The following is a 5,572-nucleotide window of genomic DNA, read 5'->3' on the forward strand; positions in this document are numbered from 1 at the left end:
GAGTAGGGGGCAGGGGAGCCGGGGAGCCTGGCGTCAAGGGGCATCATGGTTGGCCTGAGATAGGGCCTCGAGCAAGGCGATCGCCCGCTCTGCCTGGGCCGCAGGGACAAACAGATGGTCGTGGTAGAAGGCCGAAACCGGGTTGACGCTGATGCCGTGGCTGGCGAGGTGGGTGGCGATCGCCGCCAAAAACCCCACTGCCTCCAGGCTAGAGTGCACCGCAAGGGTGATCATGGCAAAGACGGCATCGTAGGGCAGGCCCACCTCATCGGCCTGTTGACGAGACAGGATCAGCGTTAGTCCTTCCTCTTCTTTAAAGCATCCCATGGGGTCTAGGCTAGGTGAATAGCTGGTTTGAGCGGGGATGCTGCAAAACACGTACTCCCCCGGTTGGAGCAAAGGCTGCATAGAGGTGAGCAGCTTGCTTAGGTCAGTCTCTCCAGTCATGAGTTATAGCTACCCGGTTCCATCCCTATGGCTATGGACAATAGCACCCTAGCTCCCCTCGTCGAACAGATTACCCAACAGCTCAAAACCCCCTCCGAAGCGGAGCTGCACACCATGCGAGATTTTGTCGACGACCTGGCCTGGAAGCACCATCGGGATGAGGCTCAACCCCTGGACAAACGATCCGCCGAGACACGGGCTATGGAGCGCATCAAAGACCTTGATGACCCTACTCAGTGGATAACAGTTATTGAAGCAGGCGAAGAAGTGGATGTTGAGCGTTTACATCAGCGGTTGAGGAAACGGGGCTGCTCGGTTGATGAGTCGTAGTCACTCAAATTTTCGGGCGATCTGCTTTGCGGAATGCTGGCAACCCTTGACATGCAGGAGCCAGGAATCAGAAGCCAGTGTTGGCAGTATTTTTGGTTCCTGACTTCTGTCTCCTCAATGACAGCAATGTCCCGCTTTAAGTTGATGCCCAATTTGCGGAAATGAATTGATTCATGCTGTTGGTATGCCCATAAGCTAAATGCTAGCTTTGGCCTACGTGGAGCAATCTAACCGCTATGGAAAATGCGATCGCACAATTTCAGCTTGAGGAAGGCAGCGACATTACGGTACTATTCACCGTGCCAGCGCCCAGTGATGACAGTGCCCTTGAAGAAGTCGGGCTAGAGGCCGGGATGATGGTGTACCAAGCTACCCAAACCCTCGTGCAGGCTCTCGACAAAATACAACCTGTGGCCAATGCGATTATTTCTCGATTTAAGACCGGGCTAACCACCCCAGCTGATGAAGTCGAGGTCAAATTTGGCCTCACCCTCAGTGCCGATGCTGGGGCTATCTTCACCTCGGTTGGCGGAGAGGTAAATTTCGAGATTACGTTGAAGTGGAACCAGGGCAGCAACTAAGAGTGAATGGCGCAACCAGTTAACGATGAACTTTATTTGGCAGCGATCGCGCGGGTTTGCCGAGGCAGCAATGTCATTGGTGTAGGCTTTTTTGTTGCTGATGGCTATCTAATGACCTGTGCCCACGTGGTTTCAAAAGCACTGGGGCACAACCGCAAGTCTTATCAAATACCCGCTGCCGATATCCTGGGGCAGGAGATTGATCTAGAGTTTCGCGTTGCAAATACAGAACAACCTGCCAAAGCTACCGTGGTCTACTGGCGCTGCCCAAAGCATGACCCTGCTGCAGATAAAGATGTAGCCGTGCTGAAATTGCAGGGATCCATACCCGCAGGGGCCAAGATTTTGCCCTTGAGCATTCCATCAGATTACTGGGAGAAAGAATTTAGGGTTTTAGGATTTCCCGCCAAACTCGACCCAGGGGGATGGGCCACAGGCACCACTATGGCCCCCGTCTACGATCTAGATGGCATGGTGCAAATGAAGGACAACCAGGCCACTGGCTACGCCATTGAACCCGGCTTTAGCGGTGCTCCAGTCTGGAGCCCATCTTTAGGCAACGCCATTATCGGTATAGTCGTAGCCCGCGACAAAGAACGCGAAGAAGCCAAAGTCGGTTATATGCTGCCGGTTTCGCGACTCAAGCGCGCCCTAGAAGCCGTCGAGCTAGAGTCGCTGCTAGATATTTTGGGGCCACAAGCCGTAGTGGTAAGTGATGCGGTGGCGATCGCCTATCGGGCAGCTGCGGGCGATCGCCTATCGGCCTTTCCTCTATCGAGCCAGGCCGATCGCGCGCTGGCCCTGCGCGAAAATCTGACCCAGTTACTCTCTATCCCCTCTCAACGTGACTCGGTGCCCGACATGCTGACTCTTGTCGGAGCCATGCTGACCCTGCCAGAGCTAGGGCTAGCCGCAGAGCTACGCACGGCCCTAACCCATTGGCTAGAGCACCGAGGGGCAGACTTAGCGGCACTTGTGGCTGTAGCCCAGCAGAGTTTGGCCCCGATCTTGGCCCAACGCCATCAAACTACCGAGGCGCATCTACTGCTGTGGGTGCGCACCAGCCCCGATTACGACAGCAAGGCGAGGTATCTGGTCAGCGCTGTCTTTATTCCCGATGCCAGTGTCTACGACCCGGTTAGCGGGGCAGGCGGTATCACGCTCACAGCCGTAAACCGATTTAGAGACTCTCTTCAGGGCGATACGGTTGCCAAGGCCGACCTGGAAAAGGTGCTGCAAGCCTGCCTGCAAGAAATCAGCACGAGCCATGGCCAGGCTCTAATTGAGAAAGAGTTAACCCTAGAAATGCTGCTGCCCATTCCGCTGTTGGACAGCGAGGTAGACCATTGGGACGAACAGGCCAAACAGCAGCTGCCGCCTCACCTGCAAGCGCTTGTTGATGAAGAATCTGTGGCCATTTTCCCCATTGGGTTTCGGTACCCTGTGGTGCTGCGCATTGCTGAGCGAGTAGAGCCTTATTTCAGCCATCTGCGCTCCCCCTGGCAAAATAAATGGACCAGCATCAAAGCTGCCATTGCTAGTCAACAACAGGCCAAAAAGGTTTTAACTTCAGGGCATTGTCATGATTTTCAAACTGTCTTTGCCAAAGCCGATTGCCTGGGTATGCACCTGGTCAATACCCTGCCACCAAAAGATCGCCAGCAGCGCCTGCTGGCCCTAGTCATGGGGGCTGCCCCGGCTGCCCTGTGGCTGCGCAAAAGCCCGCCCAAAACCCAGTGCAAACGCTTTTTTAACGGCCTGCTCGAACATCCCCTGGGCGAGATTGCCTGTAAAGTCAGAGAAGCTCGGAAGGCAGCTTTTGAAAAACGCAGCGATCGCCACTTTGGCCACCATCTCGCCCTAGTGTGGGAAAACCCCAAGCTAGTGCCCACCGAAACCGCTGCTCCTACCGCCGACTACCCCCTTGAGATGCCCCACTAGCCATGACTGACTGGAAGATTTTTACCGGCACCACTGGCCCCGACGGCACCCTAGTTCAGGAACCCGATCGCCTGAGCGAGTTGCCTAACCCACCCAGTTGGCGCTCTTTTAGCCAGAGCCACAGTACCGCAGAAACCAAAACCGAGCGCCGAGGCAAAACCTTTCAGCCTCGCGAAGCCGAGATCGACCTGGTCAATGCGGCCCTCTACCTGCGACGGCCCCTGCTGGTAACGGGCAAACCGGGCACCGGCAAAACCTCACTGGCCTATGCCGTGGCCTACGCCCTGGGCCTGGGCGAAGTGCTGGAGTGGTCGATCACCACTCGCACCAGCCTTAAAGATGGCCTCTACACCTACGACGCCGTCGGTCGCCTGCAAGATACGCAGCTGCGCTTTCAGAGCGAGGGCAAACCCGCTAATGCCAAAGCCGCCCAGCAGCGCATTGAAGAAACCCTCAGCCGTATCGGCGAGTACATTACCTTGGGGCCACTGGGCACGGCGCTGCTGCCTGCCGACAAACCCCGCGTGCTGCTGATCGACGAAATCGACAAAAGCGATATCGATCTACCCAACGACCTGCTCCATGTGTTTGAAGAAGGTAAGTTTTTGATTCCCGAGCTGGTGCGGTTAAAAGATAAGGTGCCGGGCGCGATCGCAGTGCAGACAGCCTTTACCGAGCCCAATGAGCCAGCCCAGGCCGAGATTCCCAATGGTCTCGTCAGCTGCACCCACTTTCCCTTTGTGGTCATGACCAGCAACGACGAGCGGGAGTTTCCGCCCGCGTTTTTGCGGCGCTGCCTGCGGCTCGATATGGGCGACCCCGACCGCAAACGCCTGGAGCAAATTGTGCGGGTGCACCTGCCCGATGCCGGTGCCCAGGCCGACGAGCTAATCAAACAATTTGACGATAAGCGCAAAAAAGAAACCGGGGTGTTGGCCACCGACCAACTGCTCAATGTTGTCTATCTGCTGTCTCGCCACCAGGCCCCCACGGGCCAAACCAAAGACGACCTGGTGCAGCAATTGCTGAAATACCTCGACAGCAACGAGGGCTAGCCGCCTATGCCCCGCATCCGTCAGCTTCAGACTGTGAAAGACTTTGCCACCCTGCTGGATGCGGCTGGGCTGGGGTTTGATGCTGACAGCGTGGCCGATGCCCTCTGGCTAGCCCAGTACGTTCAGCCTGGAGCTATCGACGCAGTAGCCGAAGACCCAGAACCCGACCCCGACAATACCGGCGTGACTATCACCGAACGCCGGATAGACACCACCGCCGATGCCTCTCTACCGGTGACCGCCAGCCCTGCCGCTACCCCCGATCGCCCTACCGACGGTGACGATCCGCCCCAGGGCATGCCGATCCAAATTCCGGCGGCTCCGGCCTTGCGAGCCCGGCGAGAGCTGGCCAAAGCCCTGCGCCCGCTCATGCTCAAGGTGCCCTCCCGCGTAGCTACGGTGTTTGATGCCGAGGCGACCACCGAGCAAATTGCCGAGCAGGGCATTTGGTCGGCGGTGATGGCCCCCGCCCCAGAGCGCTGGTTTGACCTGGCCATTGTGATCGAGCAGTCGCGATCGACCCCAATCTGGCGCGATACCCTGGCCGAGCTCAAGCTGCTGGCCGAGCGCCAGGGAGCCTTTCGCCGGGTGAGCACCTGGCAAGTGCAGGGCCAGGGCAGCAGGCTAAATTTGCTACCCCACTGGCGCTATACCGAGATGACCCAGGCTACGGGCCAGCCTAAAACCTTAGTAGACCCTGCCGGACGGCGGATCATTTGGCTGGTGAGCGACTGCACCTCGCCCCTGTGGCAGCAGCCCCAGATTTACCAGTGGCTAGCCACCTGGGGCAAGCACTGCCCCACTACCCTGGTGCAGCTGCTGCCCGGTCGCCTGTGGCCGCGCACCACCCTAGGGCGAGGCTTGCCGATTCACCTGGCAGCGTTTACCCCTGGGGTGCCCAATGCCCAGCTGCGGGTGACTGAAACATTGCCGTTTGGTGAGGTGGCGAAAGCTAATGCTTTCAAGGAAGGAGTTAGGAGTCAGGAGACAGGAGCAAGTCATCCCGGAACTTCTGAACCCCTGGCTGCTGGCTCCTCCCTAGGAGATTTGTCTCGCTTTGAGGTAATACCAAAGAAACCCGCTCCTCTGGTGACGGTGCCGGTGGTCAGCCTAGAGGCCTACCCGCTGCACCAGTGGGCTAGGGTGCTGGCGGGTTTTGGCGATGCCACCACCCCCGGCTATGCGGTCAGCCGGGCGGCTCTGGTGCCCCTACCGCCC

Annotated in this window: 6 protein-coding genes; 5 read left to right on the top strand and 1 reads right to left on the bottom strand. The window is 57.9% G+C overall.

Annotation, left to right across the window (positions count from 1 at the left end):
* Nucleotides 1-33 precede the first annotated feature (33 nt).
* Nucleotides 34-447 (bottom strand): ACT domain-containing protein, encoded by a 414-nt coding sequence (locus tag IQ254_RS29360; RefSeq protein WP_193969692.1) that lies wholly within the window; start codon nucleotides 445-447, stop codon nucleotides 34-36.
* A gap of 27 nt (nucleotides 448-474) precedes the next feature.
* On the opposite strand from IQ254_RS29360, the gene IQ254_RS29365 reads away from it, so the two are divergent.
* The 5 genes from IQ254_RS29365 to IQ254_RS29385 form a co-directional block, all read left to right on the top strand.
* The gene (locus IQ254_RS29365) at nucleotides 475-777 is read left to right on the top strand and encodes a hypothetical protein (protein ID WP_193969693.1); all 303 of its coding nucleotides are present in this window, start codon (nucleotides 475-477) and stop codon (nucleotides 775-777) included.
* 236 nt (nucleotides 778-1,013) lie between these two features.
* Entirely contained in the window at nucleotides 1,014-1,358 is a 345-nt protein-coding gene (locus tag IQ254_RS29370) for a CU044_2847 family protein (RefSeq protein ID WP_193969694.1), read from the top strand.
* Between the two features lie 6 nt (nucleotides 1,359-1,364).
* Complete coding sequence (locus IQ254_RS29375; protein WP_193969695.1) at nucleotides 1,365-3,299, top strand: trypsin-like peptidase domain-containing protein; 1,935 nt, start codon at nucleotides 1,365-1,367, stop codon at nucleotides 3,297-3,299.
* A 2-nt stretch (nucleotides 3,300-3,301) separates the two neighbouring features.
* Nucleotides 3,302-4,354, top strand: a complete 1,053-nt coding sequence (locus IQ254_RS29380; protein WP_193969696.1) for a MoxR family ATPase — start codon at nucleotides 3,302-3,304, stop codon at nucleotides 4,352-4,354.
* 6 nt (nucleotides 4,355-4,360) lie between these two features.
* Nucleotides 4,361-5,572: SAV_2336 N-terminal domain-related protein (locus tag IQ254_RS29385; protein ID WP_228041217.1), on the top strand; the 1,212-nt coding region annotated here is incomplete at its 3' end.

It is taken from the genome of Nodosilinea sp. LEGE 07088 (assembly GCF_015207395.1).
In the GTDB taxonomy this organism is placed as follows: Bacteria; Cyanobacteriota; Cyanobacteriia; order Phormidesmidales; family Phormidesmidaceae; genus Nodosilinea.

Bases quoted from the DNA above. Each gene is read 5' to 3' on its own strand.
- IQ254_RS29365 (WP_193969693.1), top strand. From the start codon at position 475: ATGGCTATGGACAATAGCACCCTAGCTCCCCTCGTCGAACAGATTACC.
- IQ254_RS29380 (WP_193969696.1), top strand. From the start codon at position 3,302: ATGACTGACTGGAAGATTTTTACCGGCACCACTGGCCCCGACGGCACC.
- IQ254_RS29370 (WP_193969694.1), top strand. From the start codon at position 1,014: ATGGAAAATGCGATCGCACAATTTCAGCTTGAGGAAGGCAGCGACATT.
- IQ254_RS29375 (WP_193969695.1), top strand. From the start codon at position 1,365: ATGGCGCAACCAGTTAACGATGAACTTTATTTGGCAGCGATCGCGCGG.
- IQ254_RS29360 (WP_193969692.1), bottom strand. From the start codon at position 447: ATGACTGGAGAGACTGACCTAAGCAAGCTGCTCACCTCTATGCAGCCT.